Annotated in this window: 16 protein-coding genes and 1 pseudogene; 5 read left to right on the top strand and 12 right to left on the bottom strand. The window is 40.9% G+C overall.

Features of this window, described 5'->3' with window-relative positions; all coding sequences use genetic code 11:
• Positions 1–41 precede the first annotated feature (41 nt).
• From M1F56_RS07660 to M1F56_RS07645, 4 genes are all read right to left on the bottom strand, one after another.
• Positions 42–2,576, bottom strand: coding sequence for an SSURE domain-containing protein (locus tag M1F56_RS07660; RefSeq protein ID WP_247917338.1), 2,535 nt, complete (start codon positions 2,574–2,576; stop codon positions 42–44).
• Between the two features lie 156 nt (positions 2,577–2,732).
• Entirely contained in the window at positions 2,733–3,398 is a 666-nt protein-coding gene (locus M1F56_RS07655) for a potassium channel family protein (protein ID WP_247917337.1), read from the bottom strand.
• 13 nt (positions 3,399–3,411) lie between these two features.
• Complete coding sequence (locus M1F56_RS07650) at positions 3,412–4,791, bottom strand: TrkH family potassium uptake protein (protein ID WP_247917336.1); 1,380 nt, start codon at positions 4,789–4,791, stop codon at positions 3,412–3,414.
• 33 nt (positions 4,792–4,824) lie between these two features.
• Positions 4,825–5,589: a nucleoside phosphorylase gene (locus tag M1F56_RS07645; RefSeq protein WP_247917335.1), complete on the bottom strand. Its 765-nt coding sequence runs from the start codon at positions 5,587–5,589 to the stop codon at positions 4,825–4,827.
• Positions 5,590–5,855: 266 nt separating this feature from the next.
• Here M1F56_RS07645 and M1F56_RS07640 point away from each other — a divergent pair.
• Positions 5,856–5,984: pseudogene (locus M1F56_RS07640) on the top strand (MerR family transcriptional regulator); the annotation flags it as partial.
• A 373-nt stretch (positions 5,985–6,357) separates the two neighbouring features.
• Here the strand turns inward: M1F56_RS07640 and M1F56_RS07635 are convergent.
• The 6 genes from M1F56_RS07635 to M1F56_RS07610 are packed head-to-tail and all read right to left on the bottom strand — an operon-like array spanning position 6,358 to position 15,034.
• A complete protein-coding gene (locus M1F56_RS07635) occupies positions 6,358–9,453 on the bottom strand; it encodes a type I restriction endonuclease subunit R (protein ID WP_247917334.1) in 3,096 nt (1,031 codons plus the stop codon).
• A 2-nt stretch (positions 9,454–9,455) separates the two neighbouring features.
• Complete coding sequence (locus M1F56_RS07630; protein WP_084919993.1) at positions 9,456–10,640, bottom strand: AAA family ATPase; 1,185 nt, start codon at positions 10,638–10,640, stop codon at positions 9,456–9,458.
• Between the two features lie 19 nt (positions 10,641–10,659).
• A complete protein-coding gene (locus M1F56_RS07625; protein ID WP_084919994.1) occupies positions 10,660–11,241 on the bottom strand; it encodes a restriction endonuclease subunit S in 582 nt (193 codons plus the stop codon).
• A 31-nt stretch (positions 11,242–11,272) separates the two neighbouring features.
• Positions 11,273–12,484 (bottom strand): restriction endonuclease subunit S, encoded by a 1,212-nt coding sequence (locus M1F56_RS07620; RefSeq protein ID WP_247917333.1) that lies wholly within the window; start codon positions 12,482–12,484, stop codon positions 11,273–11,275.
• Positions 12,484–13,488, bottom strand: a complete 1,005-nt coding sequence (locus tag M1F56_RS07615; RefSeq protein WP_247917332.1) for a virulence RhuM family protein — start codon at positions 13,486–13,488, stop codon at positions 12,484–12,486. The genes M1F56_RS07620 and M1F56_RS07615 overlap by 1 nt, the downstream gene beginning before the upstream one ends.
• On the bottom strand, positions 13,478–15,034 hold the full coding sequence (locus M1F56_RS07610) for a type I restriction-modification system subunit M (RefSeq protein ID WP_247917331.1): 1,557 nt from the start codon (positions 15,032–15,034) through the stop codon (positions 13,478–13,480). The genes M1F56_RS07615 and M1F56_RS07610 overlap by 11 nt, the downstream gene beginning before the upstream one ends.
• A gap of 342 nt (positions 15,035–15,376) precedes the next feature.
• Here M1F56_RS07610 and M1F56_RS07605 point away from each other — a divergent pair, with 342 nt between their 5' ends.
• A complete protein-coding gene (locus M1F56_RS07605) occupies positions 15,377–15,820 on the top strand; it encodes a hypothetical protein (RefSeq protein WP_247917330.1) in 444 nt (147 codons plus the stop codon).
• Between the two features lie 124 nt (positions 15,821–15,944).
• On the opposite strand, the gene M1F56_RS07600 is transcribed toward M1F56_RS07605, so the two are convergent.
• Together M1F56_RS07600 and M1F56_RS07595 are read right to left on the bottom strand one after the other, a co-directional pair.
• Positions 15,945–17,192 (bottom strand): carbohydrate-binding domain-containing protein, encoded by a 1,248-nt coding sequence (locus M1F56_RS07600; protein WP_247917329.1) that lies wholly within the window; start codon positions 17,190–17,192, stop codon positions 15,945–15,947.
• Positions 17,193–17,481: 289 nt separating this feature from the next.
• Positions 17,482–18,045: a sugar O-acetyltransferase gene (locus M1F56_RS07595; protein WP_247917328.1), complete on the bottom strand. Its 564-nt coding sequence runs from the start codon at positions 18,043–18,045 to the stop codon at positions 17,482–17,484.
• A gap of 176 nt (positions 18,046–18,221) precedes the next feature.
• Here M1F56_RS07595 and M1F56_RS07590 point away from each other — a divergent pair, with 176 nt between their 5' ends.
• From M1F56_RS07590 to M1F56_RS07580, 3 genes are read left to right on the top strand one after another with little or no spacing between them, the layout of a single operon-like run.
• Positions 18,222–18,527 (top strand): rhodanese-like domain-containing protein, encoded by a 306-nt coding sequence (locus M1F56_RS07590; protein ID WP_038804267.1) that lies wholly within the window; start codon positions 18,222–18,224, stop codon positions 18,525–18,527.
• Between the two features lie 20 nt (positions 18,528–18,547).
• On the top strand, positions 18,548–20,203 hold the full coding sequence (locus tag M1F56_RS07585) for an FAD-dependent oxidoreductase (RefSeq protein WP_247917327.1): 1,656 nt from the start codon (positions 18,548–18,550) through the stop codon (positions 20,201–20,203).
• Positions 20,193–20,489: a rhodanese-like domain-containing protein gene (locus tag M1F56_RS07580; protein ID WP_247917326.1), complete on the top strand. Its 297-nt coding sequence runs from the start codon at positions 20,193–20,195 to the stop codon at positions 20,487–20,489. The genes M1F56_RS07585 and M1F56_RS07580 overlap by 11 nt, the downstream gene beginning before the upstream one ends.
• Position 20,490: the final 1 nt, after the last annotated feature.

Below are 20,490 nucleotides of genomic sequence, written 5' to 3'. Positions count from 1 at the left end.
AGTATAACACTATTTTCCCTAATGTTTAAGTGATTTGAATCTTAATCTTCCCGTTTGGTTGTCAAACCCAAAAGTCCAACAAGACCTGCCAAGGCTAGACCAAAGATACCAAGGCCAGCTGTAGCCGTCTTAGCTTCCCCAGTATTTGGTAGCATCGCTTTATCATCTTTTTTCATCATATTAGCCATTGGGCTAGAAGCTGGTTGATCTACTTTCATATCTGACATATGGTGATTTGTACCCATCATACCCTCAGTCATACCTGTAGAGCCTGTTTCAGAAGGCTTCGTATTCATCTGACCTTGTTGAGATGGTATTGTCGCCATTTCTTTTCCACGAAGTCGAATCGTTACTTGACGAGTAGCAATCAGATTGGTCAAATCAGGTTTGCCATCTTTAGATCCATAGACTTTAACAGTAGCTAGATATGTATGGGTTCCGTTAGCTCGAAGTTGATCTAGAAGGGCTTGTCCTTCTTTGCCAACCGTATTGCCATTCAAATCCACTTCGTAGAAATATTGGCCTTTAGCCAAGCCTTCAAGTGGCAATAGAGCAGGATTTTTAGCCGTTCCGTTATCTGACCATGGGGCTTTGTCTGAAGCTTTTAACAAGAGGCGAGTCAACATACCATCTCCACCAAAAGCTTCGTATGGAATAACTTGGTTGACACCGGCCAAGAATGGACCTGGAACATTTGCTTTTTCAAGGTAGCTAGCTGGAACATCAATCATGTCTTTGACATTGTTAACAACAGACTCTTTAACCTGATTTGGTGTGGTCAAACCATTCAAATTAACATCCAAATCCTTAGTCGCTACGAGGTTGCTCAAATCCGCCTTGCCGTCTTTCGCACCGTACACTTTGATAGTTGCTTTATAGCTTTGAGTGCCGTTTTGTTTCAAGAGGTCTAGAAGCTCTTTATCAGATTTACCTTGGGTACCTGCCAAGTCCACTTCGTAGAAGTAGAGGCCTTTGCCCAATTTTTCTACTGGTGGAAGAGCGGGATTTTTAGCTGAACCATTGTCTGACCATGGAGCCTTGTCTGAGGCTTTCAAGATAAGGCGGGTTAACATACCGTCACCAGCGAAGAATTCGTATGGAATGACTTGGTTGACACCAGCTGTGAATGGACCTGGGAAGTTCGCTTTATCCAAGTAAGAGGCTGGAACATCCACTGTGTCTTTAGTATTGTCGGCCACACCTTTTTGCACTTCAGCTGGGGTGGTCAAGCCGTTCAAGTTGACATCCAAATCTTTTGTTGCTACGAGGTTGCTTAAATCGGCCTTACCATCTTTAGCACCGTATACCTTGATAGTGGCTTTATAACTTTGTGTACCATTTTGTTTCAAGAGGTCAAGAAGATCTTTATCTGATTTGCCTTGAGTTCCTGCCAAGTCTACTTCATAGAAGTAAAGACCTTTGCCTAAGTTTTCTACTGGTGGAAGGGCGGGATTTTTAGCTGAACCATTGTCTGACCATGGAGCTTTGTCTGAAGCTTTCAAGATAAGACGAGTTAACATGCCGTCACCAGCGAAGAATTCGTATGGAATGACTTGGTTGACACCAGCTGTAAATGGTCCTGGGAAATTGGCTTTGTCAAGGTAGCTAGCTGGGACATCTACTGTATCTTTGGTATTGTCGGCCACACCTTTTTGCACTTCAGCTTGAGTGGTCAAACCATTCAAGTTAACATCCAAATCTTTAGTCGCTACCAGATTAGTTAAGTCAGGCTTGCCATCTTTCGCACCGTACACCTTGATGGTTGCCTTATAACTTTGAGTGCCGTTTTGTTTCAAGAGGTCAAGCAACTCTTTATCAGATTTTCCTTGAGTGCCTGCCAAGTCTACTTCGTAGAAGTAAAGGCCTTTGCCCAATTTCTCTACTGATGGGAGAGCAGGATTTTTAGCTGAACCATTATCTGACCATGGGGCTTTGTCTGAGGCTTTTAACAAGAGGCGAGTCAACATACCATCACCACCGAAAGCTTCGTATGGAATAACTTGGTTGACACCGGCTGTAAATGGACCTGGGAAGTTGGCCTTGTCAAGGTAGCTAGCTGGGACATCTACTGTGTCTTTGGTATTATCAACCACACCTTTTTGCACTTCAGCTGGAGTTGTTGCTGGTTTCGCTTCACTGGCTTCACGATCTTGCCCAGAAACTGTAGACGCAGGACTTTCCACAGGTTTAGCTGCATCTTCTTTTTGTTTCTTAGAGTCAGGTTGTGCTTGCACTTCTTCTTTTGGTGCTACTACAGGCTCTTTAGCAGTTTCGTCCGATTTTTCTGAAGAGCTTGTCGTATCCACACTTGCTTTAGGTGTTGGAACAGACTGTTCTGAAGGAAGAGCTACATCGACTGTTTTTTTGAGAACCTCTGCTGGTAAGTCGCTCTTTTCATTCACCGAAGCAGCGTCTGGTACGACTTGGGCAGGAGTCGGATTGACGACATCAGCACGTGCAGAACTTGGTTGACTAACTAGGACAAAGAAGCCACTGGCCACAACAACTGAGGCAACACCGACACTAAGACGGCGAATTGACCAACGAGTATATCTCTGATTTGGATTGAATTTCATAGGATTCTCCTTAGAGTTTTCTTTTTTTGATGACTCTAGTATAATCTCCTAAAATTAAAAAGGATTAAGAAAAAGTTAAAATTTTTCTTAAATCCCTCTTATAAAATACTTATATTGATTCATTAATCATTGAGGAAGAAAACAGCCCTTCCTCTCCTACTTACTAAGCTCTGTTAGAGTATCCAAATGTTGGTTATTAATCACCGCCATGATATAGGCGCCTGACCGTAAAAGGTCATCGGGACCGAATTGAACATCTAGAGGAGCATTTTCGTAGGCACGAAATCCAAGTACATTGAGATTGTATCGCCCACGTAAATCTAGCTGGCTAAGGCTTTTCCCCGCCCAAGATTGGGGGATTCTCATCTCGACAATTGAAACATTCTTGTCCAACTGAAAGACATCTACGCTGTTATGAAAGAGAATTCTCTGCGCTAACGAACGTCCCATTTCAAATTCCGGTGAGATGACCGAGTCCGCACCAATTTTCTCCAGTACCTTTTTAGCTGTATGGCTTTTTACCTTGGCAATGACAGTCGGCACCCCTAGACTTTTACAGTGCATGACTGCAAGAACACTGGACTCCAGATTTTCCCCCGTTGCAACAACTACGGTATCGCAGGTGTCAATTCCCGCTGATAGAAGGAGTTCTTCATCCGTGATATCCCCAACTACTCCACGCGCCAGCACGGGTTCAAATTGATTAATGCGCTCCTCGTGGTCATCAATAGCAATGATATTCATATGATGCTTGGCAAGAGCAGCCAAAACACTGCTCCCAAAAATTCCCAAACCTAAAATTCCAATCGTCCGATCTGACATCGTTCTTCCTTTCTTATCCGATAGTGATATCTGCTTTCATATAGTGAATCAAATCTTTCTTGTCTGGCTGGTATTCTGCTAAACTTACCAGTAGTGTCAAGGGACCAATACGGCCGATAAACATCAACAACATAACGATACTGAGAGCTAACTTGCCTAACTCTGGTGTTAAATTAGCCGTCACCCCAACTGTCGCAAGGGCTGAAATGGTCTCAAACATGAGGTAGATAAAGCGCGGATTTCCTTCCGCCGTTATCCCTAGCAGAATCAAGCCCAGCAAGAATGTTAGCAAGAAGATAATAAAGACACTGAAAGATTTTTGCACTGTTCGAGGTTCAATAGTTCTCCGAGCCACATTGGCATGAGGCAAGCCCAATAGTTCACTACGAGCGAAGGCTAACAAGACAAAGAAGGTCGTAATCTTGAGTCCCCCTGCTGTCCCTCCAGGCGCCCCGCCCAGAAACATCTGCAAGATGTAGATCAGCAAGGTGACCGGTCGAGCCTGGGTGTAATCAATAGAAGCAAAACCCGCCGTTCTCATGCTGACAGTCTGGAAAAAGCTAACCAGCAGTTTCTCTGGAGCGCTGAGATTTCCAATCGTTCCTGGGTTGTTCCACTCAATCAAAAGGGTTGATACCGTTCCAAAGAATAAAATTCCCGCTGTTAAAAAGAGAACCAGCTTAGTATGAAAGCGAAGACGGCGTTTTTTCTTTTTCCCAAACTGGGTCGCTAGGTCAAACCAGACCATAAATCCTAGACCACCCGTTATAATCAATCCTGCAATCACTAGATTGATCAAAGGGTCCGTCTGAAAGACTGCCAAACTCGTACTTCCAAAATTATCAAACCCAGCATTGCAGAAAGCTGAAATAGCCAAAAAGATAGAGGTTAACATCCCTCGCCCCCATCCAAATTCAGGAATGAAGCGGAAACTCAGGAGAAAGGCACCGAGCCCTTCTACCAGAAAAGTCGTCAAAAAGATCGAGCGGATGAAGTCCTTTAAGGACTGGGTTTCCCCATAACTAAAACTTTCTTGAATAGTCTCACGGCTACGAAGACTGAGCTTTTGTTTCCCTTGGATATAAAAGATTCCGATAAAGGTCATAAGCCCCAAACCACCGATCTGGATTAACAGCATGCAAATCAACTGGCCCCAGATATTGTAAGTAGAGGCCACCGGCTGGGTGAAGAGCCCTGTCACACAGACCATGGACACAGTCGTAAAGAGATGGTCAAAGTAGGTCGCTTGTGACGTTGCTGCTTGCACAAAGGGGAGGCTTAAAAGGAGCGAGCCCAAGAAGATAACTAAGGCAAAACTTAAAAAGATGCGACGGGCTGGTGATAATCGAACCAGCGTCGTCTTGATTTTTTCCAAAAAAGATTTGAATAACATAGCTACATTGTACCATAAAAACAGTAAGAGCACTCACATGTGGTGCACAATAGCAAAACAGAGTTCGAGCGCCTTATCAAAAGCTTCCGAACCCCAGTCACGACTGTCGTAGTTATCTAGATCCGCCAAGGAATCTGCGGTAAAGAGCAGTTCTCCCCAAACAACCCTACGTAACTGAGCTACTGCCGCAAGAGCAGAGCACTCCATTTCCACAACAGCACAGCCTTCTTCCTTGCGATAGGTAACCTTTTCAGCTGTCTCTCGGTAAAAACCATCTGTCGTCCAGGTCATGACTTCCTCGTAAGGGATGCCTCTTTGTTCCAAGACTTGCTCAATGGCAGAGATAGCCTCAATCTGCGGCTCCATATAACGAGAAGGTGCTGCATAATGGTAGCTAGTCCCCTCATCTCGCAGAGCCCGAACAGGGATGAGAAAGGCATTCTCCTCTATATCGGCTAGGACGCCACAGGTACCAGTAGAGATGATTTGCTCCACACCATAGCCAACCAACCAATCCATAAACTGGGCCGCTGGAGCAGAGCCCACGGGCGCCTGGGTCAGACAGATCTCCTCACCCTTGTAGTTGACGACATAGACTGGATAAGTCTTGGTGGCAGAAACGAACTCACCAACACAGTCCGCTCCTGCTTCCTGAGCGTAGCGGTCAATCTCTTCCTCCAAAAATGCATAGATGCATTTCTTTGGCAACTTTAAGTCCAATCCCTCATGTGTTGGCATAAGGACCGCCTGGGGATTGTCATCAAACTCCAAAATGGGAATCGCATGTTTCTGAATCATAACCCACCTCCTCTAATTTTGTACTATTGTATCAAAAGCTGACGAAGTGTCAAGGAGGAAGCTAATGCACTGAGAGTAAAAACAATACAATCGCAACTTTTTGACAGATACTCTTCTTAATGGTACCATGGACTTGCTTAAAAGTTCGATGAAATAAGCATATAAGAGAATACCACCTGTTGTGTACCGCACCCCAAAAGTTAGATTTTCTCTGTCTAACTTTTGGGGTGCAGTACATTGATGCGGGAGGTCTATTTTAGTTATAAGCTCTGCTACATTTTCACCAATCTCTAATCCAAGCTGAATATACTCCTGTGGATGATTATATCTGCGAGGTCATCCAAGAGCAGCACCGCGATATGTTCATCCGGATGCAAGTTCAGATAGAGGGATAAAAACGTCTAGACGTAATCAATCTCAGAAATTTTCAGAAAAATTCTTTATTCTAATATATTCTAGCAAGCTACTATCATAAGGATTAACTGGATTAAGAAGCATCCTTCTAATAAGGTCAACAAGATAGCCACCGTCTTAACTTTAAGTATATTCCGTACAATGAATACTTATCAGACCCAGCTAGATATGACTGATTCACTTGAAAAATATAGAATCCGCCACCTTCCAAGTATACTTTGAGATTCTCAAAAATGATAGAAACAGTTTCCTAAAAGCAGAAAATAGAATAATAAAAAAGTAGCCCTTAAGCACATTTGATAGCTACTTTTTATTGTTTAGGCAGATTTATTTCGTTACTCAATCAAATGATTCTTAAATATCTCCACCAATTCCCTTGAATTTTTCAACAAAACGACTGATCTTTTGAAAAACGGTTTGTTTTTTTGTACGATATTGTGGATTTAGTGGGCTCATTTTCGGCAGAGCTTCATTCAAATCATTCCCATTTTCACTAGCATACTCATGCTTCAACGAAGCTTGTATGTAGCGCTTAGCGCTTTGTTCATTTAATCCCTCAGTCTGTATCAACTCATCCGCTTCCCTTTTCTGCTCACTTTGCGCAAAAATAAAGAACTGTTCAATGATATCTGATTTATCAGCAAAACTATCTAAATCACTGTCATGGATGAAAGCGACTATCAAATCTTCCTTAGCTCGATTGCCAAGACTTGCTCGAATGGTCCGAGTAATTTCTGTAACAAGTTCATCCTTATCTGAAACCTTTTTATTAGTCTCAAAAATTAGCTCTAAGATATAGTCTAGATTGATTTCTTGAGATTTTAGTAATTCAACTTCAAAAACAATCGAATCCCAATCAACTTTAGATTCGCTATCTTCCTGATTACGGCGTTCATTCTCATACCATGACTTAATGTCATTATAGGTTGAACGGTAGTCTTGAATTTCCCTAGTACTTGGGATGTCTAACCTAGATAACTCCTCCAAAGTTTCATCGTCCACATGGAAACGTTCCTTGAAAGCCTCTACAGCCTTATCATCTAAGATATCAAGTTCTTGTAAAGCTCGTAGACTCATGAAATCATCGTAGTTTTGTAAGATATTATCTAAACGAAGAAATTGACCAAACAAAGAGACAAATTCTTTCTTATCACGCTCTTTAATGATAGCTTGCGGGTCCGGAAACTTTTCTTGTAACTCTTGAACAACGGCCATATAACCCTTTTGCTCTTCACCGGCCTCCGTAAAGCCTGTCATATACTCTTGATAAGAACGTTCGAGCAAGACTTCTGCTGTCTCAGTCTTTCCAAATAGCTTAATAGCATCAGTTGTAGCCTTCTCTAAATCCCGGAAGGTTACAATATTCCCAAATGACTTGGTAGCATCATAAATTCGATTGGTGCGTGAAAAAGCTTGGATTAGACCATGATATCTCAGATTCTTATCCACAAAAAGAGTGTTTAAAGTTGGTGCATCAAAGCCAGTCAAGAACATCCCAACTACAATTAAGAGATCCACCTCCCGATTTTTGACGCGTTTAGCCAAATCACGATAGTAATTCTGAAAATCATTGCCATTAATAGTAAAATTAGTGCCAAATAACTGATTATAATCAGCTATACAGCTACTCAAAAATTCTTTACTACTAATATCCGCTAAATCTGTCGGTGAAAAGCTCTCATCATCAATTTCACCAATAGCCACCTGAGACTCATTCGCAGCATAGGAAAAGATAGTCGCAATCTTCAATGGTTTATCAGAATCTTTTTGCTGATTTTGCAACTCTTGATAGTAGGCTTTTGCTGCATCAACACTTGAAACAGCAAACATAGCATTGAAACCTTTACCAGTTAATCGATGCGTTTTTTGATCAAAATGATCTAAGACATACCTGGATATTTCAGCGATTCGAGTCGGATGAAGCAGTGCTTTTTTATTTTCAGCTGCAGATAACTTGGTCAAATCCTGCTCGCTTTCAATTGACTTAAACTTCGGACGAACGTCGTTATAATCCACCATAAACTTCAAGACTTTTTGATCTCGAATCGCATCAGTTAGCACATAGGCATGTAACTCACGACCGAAAACAGATGCCGTTGTCTCGGAACCAAGCGCATTCTCTACCTTAATCGGTGTACCCGTAAAACCAAACTGGCAATATTTCTTAAATTTCTGTCTGAGTCGCTTTTGCGCTTCACCAAACTGAGAACGATGACATTCATCAAAAATGAAAACCACTTGCTTTTGATAAATTTCATGATGGCTCTCACTGCTCATAAAATTGTTAAGCTTCTGAATGGTCGTCACGACAATTTTATTATCATCCTTCTCGATATTGCGTTTGAGACCTGCAGTGCTATTTGAACCGTTGACTGAGTCAGGTGAAAATCGCTGGTACTCTTTCATCGTCTGATAATCCAAGTCCTTGCGGTCCACCACAAAAAAAACCTTATCCACTTCTTCCATCTCAGTAGCAAGTCTAGCAGCTTTAAAACTTGTCAAGGTCTTCCCTGAACCGGTAGTATGCCAAATATAACCACCTGTATCAGGACCGCTTTTGATTTTTGAAGCAATAGCTGAACGTATCTTCCAGATGATTCTCTCAGTTGCCGCAATCTGATAAGGACGCATGATGAGAAGAGTATCATTAGTATCAAAGACAGAATAATTTATCAAGACATTTAACAAGGTCTGTTGACTTAAGAAAGTTGCTGTAAAGTCCTTCAAGTCCTTAATAGGATTATTATTTTTCAAAGCCCAGTTCATGGTGAACTCATAAGAATTCTTATCTCGCTTGGTCGTATTAGCAAAATACCGAGTATCCGTTCCGTTTGAGATGATAAAAATCTGAAGGTACTTAAAGAGAGAATTCTCCTCATTGAAACTTTCTTTACTATATCTGTGCACCTGATTAAAGGCCTCTCGAATCGCAACTCCGCGTTTTTTAAGCTCAATTTGTACCAGAGGCAATCCATTTACCAGCAAGGTCACATCATAACGATTGCTACTGGTACCGACTTGCTTCATTTGATTAATGACTTGCAGCTTGTTTCGACTAATATTTTTCTTATCCCATAAATAGATATTCTGGATATGCCCATCATCAAATATAAAATCATAAATATAGTTATCATGAAGTTTTCTGGTACGATCAATCAAACTGTCACTGGGTTTATTGAGGTACTCATCCAAGAAGCGCAACCACTCAGCATCTGTAAAAACCACATTATTCAGAACTTCCATCTGGGTCTTGAGATTAGCCAAAAGCGCCTCTGGGGTCGTCAAATAAGTAAGATACTCGTATCCTTGCTGGCGCAAGTCAGCAATCAGCTCCTTCTCCAAGTCCGCCTCTGTCTGATACTGACTAGGCTGTTCTAGCTTGGTATACTTTTCTAAAATGATAAAATTATCTGACTCAACAATAGCTGTAGTGAATGTACTTTCAGACATAATTACTCCTTATAATTGCAAGTGCTCTCTAAATGCTGTAACAGGTTTTTTAAAAGCGCAGTTTCTGGGAGGGTTACTAGTTCATCTTCCTCGGTTGATACTTTAGAATGACTAGAAATATTTAATATCCTTGACTCATAGTTACTAAAACTTCCTTCATTATCACGTGGCAATAAATCCTGCCATTTTTGATAACCCAGGAAAGTTGCTGTTTTCTCGTAAAGATTTCTTAAAAAATTAAAATGATATTTATAAACCAAATTGTCTTCTATAGCTTTATGTAATGATTTTCTTAAAAAATTATGATAAGCAAAAGGAGAGTCATCCGGTTGAGGTATCAGCTTATATGATCCATCTTCTAATTTTTCAAATCTAAATCTACTACTATCAGGAACTTTTCGGGTGTCAATATAGGTTCTATTCTCTCCAGTTTCTTCGTCAATAGCTCGCTTACTATATCTCTCATTCCTTTTAATATTTTTTAACTCATTATATAAGACGTTATAGAATAAAGGATTGTGAGTTGTTATTATAAATTTAAGATCAGACTTACTCGTTCTAATTAACTTCCCTAAATTTGATGCAACTTCTATCAAGTGGTTTTCATCTAATGATGAAACCGGGTCATCAATAAACACATACTCTAAATCATCAAACTCTCTAGTACTACGTTCATCAGGTTCTAGTATATCAAGCTCACTAATAACTAGCTCTAGCAATGTATAAAAAATAGACCAAATAAAATTGCTCTCTTCACCTTTGGATAACTTAATTTGTTCGTTTAGTCTATCCTCACCATCACCACTTTGAATAGTGAAAAGAATATGACCATCTGACAAAAGAAATGAAGGTGTCATTTTATCATTTGTATAATGCTGAAAATGCGAAATAATATTCTGATCCTGTCCCTGCTCTTGAATTATCCAAGATATAAAAGAATTTGGCTGAATCTTCAGTTTAAAATCTTGATTGCTATCAAGATCATTATCCCAATAGAACAAGTCCTCAGTAAAAGCATTATAATAAAGAATCTTATCTCTCGTAAGACCGCCTTCTTCAGCTTGAAACAACTTAGCAAACTCTTTAGAGAGTCTGGTCTTTCCTGTCCCATTAAAGGCGTAGATCAGCTGAACTTTCTGATTCGAAGCTTTTAACTCTTGTGCAATATCACTTAGCGCTTTTGCCATATCCCTTTCCTATTCTTTTCTATAAATCAAAATTTAGCAATTGTTCCCGCCAGTATTCATACTGTCTCTGTCTCTGTTCTATCTCTTTAGGAAGACCTTCAGAAATAGAGTTGGTTAGGGTGTTAAAATTGTCAAGGATGGAGACAATTTGAGATTGTGTTGATAAAGGAGATAATATTATTTGAATTTTTGCAAGGTTTTTAGGATAAAGTTCAATTACTTTAGTTCCCAAGACTCTTTTTTTCTTCTGGTTTTGGAAATAGCTAGTTCTAAAAAAGTAGGCTAAATATTTACTATTTTGCTCGGTTCTGATTATACATGAATGTCCTCCAATACAAACTTCATCTTTTCCTAACCAAACCAAAGACTTACCAACATCTTCAACATTCTCGGATGTCGTTGCAACAATTAAGTCACCAGTTTTAGCTTTTTGAAGTTTTTTTGATAATTCTAGATTAATAAACGACTTCGTTATATCAGTTTCAATTCCATAGTATGTATATATCTGTCCGTAATGGATACAAGGAACGCCTGTGTCTTGAAAATCTTTTTTCTGAAGCCCATTCCCCCGAATAATGTCTCCTATAGCTCCCAATTCCACCCGAATTGGACCAAAAACCCAGTTTAAGAGCCTAATGAGGTCTTGTCTGTACTGTACTGTACTGTACTGTACTGTCAGTGTACACGCCTTCGGCGGTGAATGTCAAGAGTTTTTCTCGGAAATATTCGTACTGTTTTTGGCGAAGCTCAATCTCCTTGGGAAGTCCGATGTTTAGATCGTTACAAACCATGTCGAAATTGTCTAGAACTTGAACAATACGAGACTGGATTTTGAGAGAAGGGACTGGGATTCTAAAATCTCTAATCATTTTTAAATTTAAACCTCCTCTAGTTCCTTCACCAGAAGAAATATCTCGAAGTTTTTGATATTGTCCTTTTAAATAATAATATAAATAATGACTATTTATATCATCATTTGAAACTATTGAACATAATGATTGATTAGTACACAATTCAACTTTTGTAATAGCCACTGTTCCTCGTGTTTTTCCCTGTCCCGCTAAGGCAATAACAACTGTGTCTCTTGGAACAACTTTAGTACTGCAACTGTCATAACCTTCTTGAGTAATTTTTTTCTCCGTATCATAAACAAAACCTTTGCTTACTTCTCCTGAGCTCATCCACGGAATAGTTCCATTTTCCCAATACGAAGAATTAGAAGTCCTTGGAGTAGCTCCCGCTAAACATTCCGCCACTTCCCCCAACGTCTTCCACTCAACCTGATAAACCTCGTCTTCAAATGACAAGAGTTTATCTCTATAAAAAGAATATTGCTTTTTACGTGAGGTCAATTCTGAGGTCAATTCTGTAACATAATCGGTGAATTTGTCAAGTATTTGCACGATTTTTTCTTGAATTTCTAGAGGAGGGATGGGGAGTAATAGTTTGGACAATTTGTCAGCTTTTAACGCGGGTATCCCCGCTCCATGTTGAAAATCCATAAGATATTTCTGATTCATTTTTACAAAATGATATACAAATCTATTATTCACTCGAGTCTCATCAGAAAGTATATAATAACAATGTGCATTAGCCCAAAATTTGGTATCGACAAAATTAACAAAACCTGCAGAAGCTCCACCTTGACTTACAATGATTGTATTAGCTTCCACATTGTAATCATTAGTTCTTCCTGAATAAGTTTGTCCACCATTATACGCAGGATATAATCCATCTTCTGTCAATAAATTTTTATTTAGTTGCTTACCTTTCTTAACAGAACAAACTTCCCCCAACTCTTTCCACTCAACGGGACAGTTCTGGATTTCTTCTAGGATGTTCATCACTTACCTCCTTCCTTGGCTAGATTTTCAATGCTTTTGATTTCCTTGAGGTAATCTTTTTCAACTTGACTAAGGGTCTTGGCTTGGTAGCTCTTATATTCCTTTTCTACCTTCTGCTTCATCTGTTCACGAGAGATAGAGCCACTATTATCAAGTAAGTCTTCTCCAGTAGCCTGAAGGATACGGTCTACATGTGTCACCCAGTCCGCCATAGTCATGACTTCTTCTCGCTCCGCCTGTCTTTCAGCAAAGTCTAGATATCCTGATACAAGCTGATTAAGCCCACGGAGTTCCTTTTCTGTCAGATAGTTCTTAGCAACTTTTGCTTCAGATAGAGTGGGAAGGTCTCCCTTAAAAGTGGTCAAGCCCATAAACTCCTTTTCGCTATCGACACGATGATAAATGAGTTCACTGGCAGTATTGTGGTGAATAGCATAATGCATCTTGTTTTGAACCGTCGCAAAGAATTTCTTTGCCTCTGATGAGTTTGCATTGTAGTCACTTGATGTAGCAAAGAGATCCAAAACCTGACGGTAAAAGACTTTTTCACTTGAGCGAATGTCTCGGATTCTTTCAAGGAGTTCTTTAAAATAAGAGCCTCCACCCAAGTTTTTCAAGCGCTCATCATCCATAGCAAAGCCCTTGATCAGATACTCTTTCAAGACTGTCGAAGCATAATGTCTGAACTGGATTCCACGAAGAGAACGCACACGATAGCCAATTGCCAAAATCATATCCAGATTATAGTAGGCGACTTTTTTTGACTGAGTTTTACCAGCTATTGCACCGTGACGAGTGGTTGTCAACTGATAGTTGACAACCACTGCTTCATCCAGTTCACCATCTTCAAATATCGCCTTGATATGTTTACTAATGTTTTGCTTGGAAGTTTGAAAGAGCTCAGCTAGTTCTTGTTGGGTCAGCCAGACCGTTCCATTATCCAAGTGGAGTTCAATAGCGGACTCTCCGTCATCTGTTCTATAGAGAATCACATCATTTGCCATAGCTAAGCTCCTCTACAATCTTATCTATCTCTGCACGCAAGTGGTCAATCTTGGCAACAGTCTCAGCGATTTCTTTATTGAGCACATCAATATCAATCTTCTCACGGGTATCTTCTTTTTCTACATAAGTTGACACTGAAAGATTATAATCTGCCTCTGCTACCTTTTCTTGTACCACCATACAAGAAAAGTAATCTTCATTTTCTTTCTTTTCAACACTGTCTAAGATTTTTTCGATATTCTCTTCTGTCAAGACGTTATTATTAGTTTCTTTCTTAAACTGCTTACTTGCATCAACAAAGAGGATATCCGTCGTTGGCTTATTCTTTGCCAAAATAAGAATACAGGTCGCAATGGAGGTCCCAAAAAAGAGATTGTCTGGTAGCTGAATAACCGCTTCAACAAAGTTATTGTCTACTAGATATTGACGGATTTTTTGCTCAGCACCTCCCCGATAGAAAATACCTGGGAAAGTTACGATTGCAGCTCGTCCCTTATTCGACAAGTATGACAGGCTATGCATAATAAAAGCAAAATCAGCCTTAGATTTAGGCGCTAATACACCCGCAGGGGCAAAGCGGTCATCGTTGATGAGCGTCGGATCATCGCTTCCTATCCATTTGATAGAGTATGGTGGATTTGACACAATAGCATCAAAAGGCTTATCGTTTACATGCTTAGGATCAAGTAAGGTATTGCCACGCTCAATGCTAAACTTATCATAATTGATATTGTGTAAAAACATATTCATTCGAGCTAGGTTATAGGTGGTCATATTAATTTCCTGACCATAAAATCCATCTTCAATTATGTGCTCATTAAACTGCTTTTTAGCTTGCAGAAGCAACGAACCCGAACCACAGGCAGGATCGTAAATTTTATTGATTTTATTTTTTTCATTCTTACCCAGCATAACAATCCGCGCCAAGAGTCTCGATACACTTTGCGGTGTAAAAAATTCTCCACCAGATTTCCCAGCGTTAGAAGCATAATTAGAGATTAGATACTCATAAGCATCCCCAAAGAGATCAATATGGTTATCTTCAAAGTTTCCAAAATCAAGACTTGCGATTCCTTCAAGAATCAGAGTCAAGCGCTGATTTCTCTCTGGAACCGTACTACCTAACTTGTTACTTCTGGTATCTACATCATCAAAAAGACCCTTAATGTCATGTTCACTCGCATAACCAATCGCACTAGACTCAATATCATCAAAGATATCTTTTAAATCTGTATTTAAGTGCTCATTTTGACGAGCAGTTTTGACAACATTGGAAAACAACTGCGAAGGCATAATAAAATAACCTTTGGTTTTAATGGCATCATCTCGAACTTCAGGTGTAATTAAATCTTCAGAAATCTCTTCATAGTTAATTGATTCATCGCCACCTTCGATATAGGTTTTGAAATTTTCACTAATAAAGCGATAAAATAGAATTCCCAAAATATACTGCTTGAAGTCCCAACCATCTACTGCACCACGAACTTCATCAGCAATTTTCCATATCTTTCTATGTAGCTCTTGCCTTTGTACCTGTTCTGACATCATATTTCCTCATTAACTTTTTATTCTTCTTATTATATCATTTTTCTCATTATTTAATTCCGTTAGAGTAAATTTATCAAGAGTTTTTATCAAGCTAACTATCATCTTATTGATTACCAATCAAAAATCTACTTAGGCCTCAACAATAAAATTGAAACGACTAATCATTAGATAAACTATCTTAAATCGATTTACAAGCATAAAAAAGAACATCCCGAAGGATGTTCCATGTAAATATAGCAACTCTCTCGAATTAAAATTTACTAAATTGTGATGCTTTACGAACTTTCTTGAGACCTGATTTTGGGAGATTTCTTCGCTTTCAACCAAGGACTAAATAAAATGGGCGACCAAGCACTTCCTTTTAAAATTCACCCTGAACATTTTGTATTTGCTGGAGTGCACGGTGGACAGGAAGTGATGGAGTTGATTGGAGAGTACGGACAACCAACTTATCAAAAAATCTTTATCAGTCTAGATGCTGAAAAACCAGTCGTTCCGGATGCCGATACAAAAATTTCTATAGCAGGTGATACTGCCACTCTCATGTCCAATCCAAGCCTTGATATCAAGATGTATGGTATGCATCAGTTCAAGATGAAAAAAGGTGGACTCCGCATCAAATTAGGAGTCTTTTTCCCAGAAGCAACCGCAGGCGAGATGGTACTCGGTCACCAAGAACACCTAGCAGTTGAATTTTTCAATTCCCTTACGATTTCCTATCAAAACAAAACATTTAAGGGCAAACTACTCAACACCCTCTTAAAATTCAAAAAATTCAAGTAAACAAAAACGGGGGACTGAACAATTTAGCCTTTGAAAGCTAGGATTATAAAACCACTCGTAACATATCAATCTATCACCCATATAAAAAGATAGCCATTCTAATTGAATGCTATCCTTTTTTTGTTTATCCCTGTCCACCAGGGGCTGGACCGCCAGGGCCTCCATTTCCTTGAGGGCCTCCATTTGGTCCACCGCCTCCAGGCATAGAGTTGACGATTTCCGTTTGTTTTTCACCGTTGAGATAGATATCCCCGCCTGTGTAGGTCGCTGTTCCATCAAAGTCAAAACCTGTTTGACCAATCATTTTAATGGTTCCACCTGTAACCGTGATATTGCCGTTTGAGTCGATTGGATCTGTATCCCCTTGACCAACTTCTACTGTCAGGTTCCCACCGTTCATGGTGAAGAAGATTTCACTCTGTTGGGCATTTTTATTTGCTGCATTGACTCCATCATCTGTCGCATAGACATTGATATCGCCGTCGTTTATGGTGATGGATTTTCCTTCTATCCCTTCTGTTGAATTCTTAACGGTATAGGTACCGCTATCAATCACTAGGTTACCAGAAGCGTGAATTCCATCATCTCCTGCTGTAACGGTGATGGTGTTGTTGGATAGGTACATGATTCCGACTGAAGTATCCTCATCATTGTCCACATTGACCCCATCCTCTTTGGCGTCGATAGTCATGGTCGTACCAGTAATGTTGAGTTCATCATTAACATTAAAGGCATCGCCAACTGCTGTGATGTTATAGGTTCCACCCGTGATGTGGAGGGTGTCGTTGGCCTTGATACCATTGTTTTTCTTGCCATCTACATTGAGAGTTCCTTTCCCGTTGATGGTCAAATCCACCTTAGAAAAGAGGGCTGCGTCTGCTTTTTCGTCGCTGTTAGAGCTTGAGTCAGAGAGACTGTTGGTGGTTCCCTCAGCTAGAGTTAAGTAGACATGGCCGGCTGATGTCGCAGAAATCGCTGCATTGGTATTGGTCATGGTTGCACCTTTTAGGACTAGATGAACATCTGCCGACTTATCTGCCTCGACCTTGATCTGCACTCCGTCAGACTGACCTGAAATCACATAAGTTCCAGATTTTGTGATGGTCACTGTTGATTCAGAGACTGTCACCCCATCTCCAGAGACGTTTGCTGATGAGCCAGATAACTCAATCTTAGAAGCTGTGCTTTCATCATAAGAAGTATCATTGTCCTTCTCTGTAAAATAGGATGATTGATTTGTCTTTGTTGCAGTTGTTGTGGCACTATTTGTCGTTGCATTGGTATTGGATGAAGTTGTTGACTGGGAACATGCTGCCATCAGTACCATTGCCGTTAAACTCGTTGCGAGTAGGGGCCATTTTTTTGATTTCATACCTTTTTCCTCTCCTTCGTATGATATAGCTAGACAGTCTACAGAAGATTCCTGAAACGAAACTAAAACTTTTCTGAAAGTTTCCTTAAATTCAGTTTGGATTAGATTTCGCCTAGTAATTTTTTAGAAAGGGCTGCTAAAACAATTTTTGAACTCTAGACTACCTTTAATAGATTTTTAAAACCAACATCCCTCAGTGCGATGTTTTCTTGACCAAGAAAGCAAAAAAGAAGAAAAATCTATAAGACTAAGATAAAGATTATAAAAAGAACAGCCCAAGCTGTTCTTTTTAGTTTTCTTTTACTGGTATTTCCTTGATAACACGAGCAGGATTCCCAGCTAGGACGACATTATCTCCGAAGGACTTGGTAATCACAGCCCCTGCTCCTGCAACGACGTTATTTCCTAGTGTCACCCCGGGAAGGACAATGACGCCACCTCCAGCCCAGAAATTATCTCCAATGGTGATAGGCTTGCCGTATTCGACCCCTGAATTGCGTTCATCCGGATCCAGTGGATGGAGTGGGGTTAAAAACTGACAGTTGGGGCCAAGCATGGCGTTGTTCCCGATGCGAATCGGACAAACATCCAGCATAGTCAAGTTCCAATTAGAATAAAAATTTTCCCCTAGATGGATATTAACACCATAATCCACTACTAATCGTGGATTGACATAGAGATTTTCCCCAGTTGAACCAAACCAAGTCTTGATAATATCTGCTCCCTTCAAGGGATCTTCTTCCTTGTTAAAGGCAGCCTGTTTTTGGCGAGAAGCCTGCGCCAAGGCACGCAACTCTGGGTCCGACGGACGGTAAGGCTCCCCTGCTATCATTTTCTGGTATTCACTGGTCATCTTAGCACCTCACACTTAGTTTGAGGCCATCATATCAAAAAGACTTTGAAAGGTCAAGAATAGCTTGCTTTCTAAACTCTCAAAACCAAGCCCTCTCCCAAGTCAAAACAACTTGCTTGACAAAATCTTGACTTCATGGTTTAATATACCCCATAAGGGTATATTTGGAGGTGCCTATGTTTCACTTATTTACAAAAATTGACAGTATTTCTACCAGCGAGTTAGAAGCTAAACTCAGAGAACCGATTCAGCTATTGGATGTTCGGACGCCTATGGAATTCCGTAGAGGTCATATTAAAAACGCCAAGAATGTCCCTCTAACTGAAATTGGTTCCTACACACCTGCGACAAAAGAAACACTTTATGTCATTTGTCATTCAGGTGTACGAAGCAAACTAGCTGCTAAAAAGCTTAAGAAAAAAGGCTACGATGTCATCAATGTCCGAGGCGGTATGAGCGCTTGGACAGGCAAGGTCATCTAGAAGTATAAAGGAGAAAGTCAATGAAAATTATCATTGTCGGAGGAGTTGCAGGCGGTATGTCAGCAGCAACCCGCCTCAGACGTCTCATGGAAGACGCTGAAATCACTATTTTTGAGAAAGGTCCCTTTGTTTCCTTTGCAAACTGTGGACTTCCTTACTATGTTTCAGGAGAAATTGCAAACCGTGATAGTTTATTGGTTCAAACTCCTGAAAGTCTCATGGCACGCTTTAATCTCGATGTGCGACCATTTCACGAGGTCATCCAGATTTCACCAGAAGAACACACTGTGACGGTGCGGCACGATGGGCAGGAATTCACAGAAAGCTACGACAAGCTGATCCTCTCTCCAGGAGCTAAACCGTTTGTTCCTGCTATTGAAGGGCTGGCAGAGGCCGAGAATGCCTTCACACTCCGCAATGTTCCCGATCTCGACGAGATTATGGCGGCCTTGGACAATCATCCAAAAGAAGCTGTCGTTATCGGTGCAGGCTTTATCGGGCTTGAAATGGCTGAAAACCTGGCGAAACGAGGATTGCAAGTCACCATCGTGGAGAAAGCACCTCATGTCTTGCCACCATTAGATCACGAAATGGCGGCCTTTGTCCAAGCAGAATTGCTGGCAAATGGTGTCCGCGTTATCACTTCCCAGTCTGCAACTCGCTTTGAAGACCAAGGAAAAGTCATCGTTCTCGAAAACGGTCAAAAGATCGCTTCCGACCTCACCATCCTTTCTGTCGGTGTTGAACCTGAAAACGGACTGGCAAAAGCTGCGGGGATTGAACTGGGACTTCGTGGTGGTATCCTGGTCAATGAACATTACGAAACCAGTCAAAAAGATATTTTTGCAGTTGGGGATGCCATCGTCGTCAAGCAAGAAATCACAGGCCAAGACGCTCTCATCTCTCTCGCTTCTCCTGCCAATCGACAAGGACGCCAAGTGGCGGACGTCATCGCAGGACTAGGACGTACAAATAAGGGCAGTATCGGCACTGCTATCGTCCGTGCCTTTGATATGACAGCCGCTTCGACTGGTCTCAGCGAACGTATCCTTCGCATGAATCAACTTCCTTACAAGGCGCTTCATGTCAGTGGAAAAGACCACGCTGGTTATTATCCAGGCGCTACTGATATGACCTTGAAGCTCCTCTTTGACCCAACCACTGGAAAAATCTATGGTGCCCAAGGAGTTGGGAAGAAAGGTGTTGACAAGCGAATTGATATCCTAGCAACTGCTATCAAGGGAAATCTCACCGTCTTTGACTTACCAGAGTTAGAGTTTACCTATGCGCCACCATTTGGCTCTGCCAAGGATCCCGTCAATATGCTGGGCTACGCGGCCTTGAACCTAATTGAGGGTTTAAGCGACAATATTCAATGGTACCAGCTCGAAGACGAACTGGCTGCTGGTAAGAAATTCCTAGATGTACGGACAAGTGGCGAATTCCAGAGTGGTCGACTCAAAGTCGATACCATTCATATCCCCCTAAACGAACTACGGGAACGCTTGGATGAACTGGACAAGAACCAAGCCTACATCGTTAGCTGCCACAGTGGTTTGCGCAGCTATATCGCAGAGCGTATCCTCAAGCAAGCAGAATTTACCGTCCAAAACCTTGACGGCGCTTATTCACTATACAAAATGGCTAACCCAGAAGGAGTAGAATATGGTAACTAATATCAGCATGGCTGACTTTTATGAAAAATACCAACATGAAAATCTAGATCTTATCGATGTTCGTGAAGTACATGAATTCCAAGCAGGACATGCACCAGGTGCAAAAAATCTGCCTTTAAGCACCTTGGAACAAGGCTACAAAGAACTCAAGCCTGACCATGCATACCATGTTATCTGTCAAGGTGGAGTGCGTTCTGCATCTGCCTGTCAATTTCTCAGCGCTCAAGGCCTCACCGTTATCAACGTAGAAGGTGGTATGAATGCTTGGCCTGGGCAAGTAGAATAAG

This window comes from Streptococcus oralis, assembly GCF_023109005.1.
Classification (GTDB): Bacteria; Bacillota; Bacilli; order Lactobacillales; family Streptococcaceae; genus Streptococcus; species Streptococcus oralis_BU.
Note: the sequence above shows the minus strand (reverse complement) of the source record. Positions and strands in the feature narration are given on the sequence as shown.